We start from the raw sequence: 2,040 nt of genomic DNA, 5'->3' as shown, positions 1-2,040 counted from the left end.
GGGTGTTAGACGTCATTCGTTCTGACCATGGATCGAGTCTTCAGCGTCACTGTGGCTGAGGACGTTCATCGATCATGAGGTTCTTGTTGCTGTCCTTGGTGCGCGACGACACCGTGAGTATGTCCACGAAAAGGCGACGGCCCTCCCCGGACGCCTGGGTGAGGTAACGGGGAGGGCCGTGACTGACGGTGCACGGAGGCACCGATGCTCACGGTAGGCAAGAACGAGGGCGACGTCGAGCAGAGATTGCAGGCTGGGTGCCTGCGCTGCCCGGGCTGTGACGGATGTCTGGCCGGGTGGGGGCGGGCCGGGCCGCGGACGGTATGGGGTATCGGCTGGTTCCGGCGTGTTCGGCCGCGTCGGGCGATCTGTCGCGGGTGTGGCCGGACGCATGTGTTGCTGCCGGTCAACGTGTTATGGCACCGACGTGATGAGGTGTCGGTGATCGGGGAGGCGTTGACGCGGTCGGCGCTGGGTGAGGGGTTCCGGTCGATCGCCCGGGTGCTGGGGCGGCCCGAGGCCACGGTGCGGGCGTGGATTCGGCGGATGCGATCGGTTGCTGAACCGGTGCGGGTGGCGTTCACGCTGGTACGGGCCGCCTTGGTGAGCGAGGCGCCGGCGTTGGCCGGGGCGGCCTCGCCGCTGGCCGATGCGGTGCATGCGGTGCTGGCGGCGGCGGCGGCGGCTGGGCAGGCCTTCGCCGAGTTGGCGGACATCGCTGCGGGGGCGCCCTGGGAGGTGGCCTGCGCGGTCACCGGCGGGATGCTGTTGGCTCCGCCGATCATCGGCTTTTCGATCAACATGAATCGCACTCTGGTCGCTTTCGGTTGCTGACCGTCAGCCTCGTGGGGTTGTTCCGGCCCCGACCTCGAGGAGGACGAATGGTGACAAAAGCGGAAGAGGGACACCGGCGGCGGGCTGAGGAAGCCCGCGCCATCGGGTTGTGGCGGTATGAGATCGTCCAGGACCTCATCGACCCGGCCCTGACCGCCAAGCAGCGCGGTGCGATGGCCCGCTCGGTCGCCGAGCGGGTCCACATCGGCCTGTCCGGCGAGCCGGTCAGGGTGTCGCGCAAGACGATCGACCGGTGGCTACGCTGGTATCGGATCGGCGGGTTCGACGCACTCGTGCCCAGCCCGAAGCAGGCCCCGCCGCGCACCGCGCCGGAGGTGCTGGCGCTGGCTGAGGCGCTCAAGCGGGAGAACCCGGCCCGCACCGCCGCCCAGGTGCGGCGGATTCTGCGCATGAGCGTCGGCTCATCGCCGTCCGATCGCACCCTGCAGCGGCTGTTTGCCCGGCTGGAGCTGATCACGCCGGCCGCGCCGGCGCCGGCGCAGGTCTTCGGCCGGTTCGAGGCCTCCCGCCCGAACGAGCTGTGGCTCGGCGACGCCGTTCACGGGCCGGTCATCGGCGGGCGGCGGGCGATCTGCTTCGCCTTCATCGACGACCACAGCCGCGCGATCATGGGCGGGCGCTGGGGATATCGGGAAGATGTGGTGCGGATGGCCGCCGCGCTGCGCCCGGCCCTGACCGCCCGCGGCATCCCCCGCGCGATCTACGTCGACAACGGCGCCGCCTACGTCGATGCCTGGCTGCTGCGGGCATGCGCCTGCCTGGGCATCAAGCTGATCCACTCCACCCCGCACCGGCCGCAGGGCAAGGGCAAGATCGAGAGGTTTTGGCGCTCGGTGCGCGCCCAGTTCCTGGTCGAGATCGACGACACCTCCGGCACGGGCGGCACCTCCGGCACGGCCGTGGCTGATCTGGCCGAGCTGAACAAGCTGTTCACCGCGTGGGTGGAGACCTGCTACCACCAGCAGATCCACTCCGAGACCGGCGCCAAGCCACTGGCGCGCTGGCAGCAGGGCATGACCGGGCCTTTGGTGGTCCCGTCCCCGGCCCAGCTGGCCGAGGCGTTCTTGTGGACCGAACGCCGCAAAGTGTCCAAGGTCGGCACCGTCACCCTGCACCACAACGCCTACGAAGTGGGCCACGAGCTGGCCGGCCGCTACGTCGAGCTGGCCTTCGACCCCTTATGGC

The 2,040-nt window shown here is 69.8% G+C and carries 2 protein-coding genes; both read left to right on the top strand.

The annotated features are described in order from the left end of the window. The first annotated feature begins 393 nt into the window (after nt 1-393). On the top strand, nt 394-834 hold the full coding sequence (locus ACFLIM_RS50085) for a hypothetical protein (RefSeq protein WP_393177985.1): 441 nt from the start codon (nt 394-396) through the stop codon (nt 832-834). Nucleotides 835-881: 47 nt separating this feature from the next. After that, the coding region (locus tag ACFLIM_RS50080) for a DDE-type integrase/transposase/recombinase (RefSeq protein ID WP_393177983.1) at nt 882-2,040 on the top strand (1,159 nt) is incomplete at its 3' end.

The sequence above is a fragment of the Nonomuraea marmarensis genome (assembly GCF_043197025.1).
GTDB lineage: Bacteria > Actinomycetota > Actinomycetes > Streptosporangiales > Streptosporangiaceae > Nonomuraea > Nonomuraea marmarensis.
This window is presented reverse-complemented; position numbering and strand designations above follow the sequence as displayed.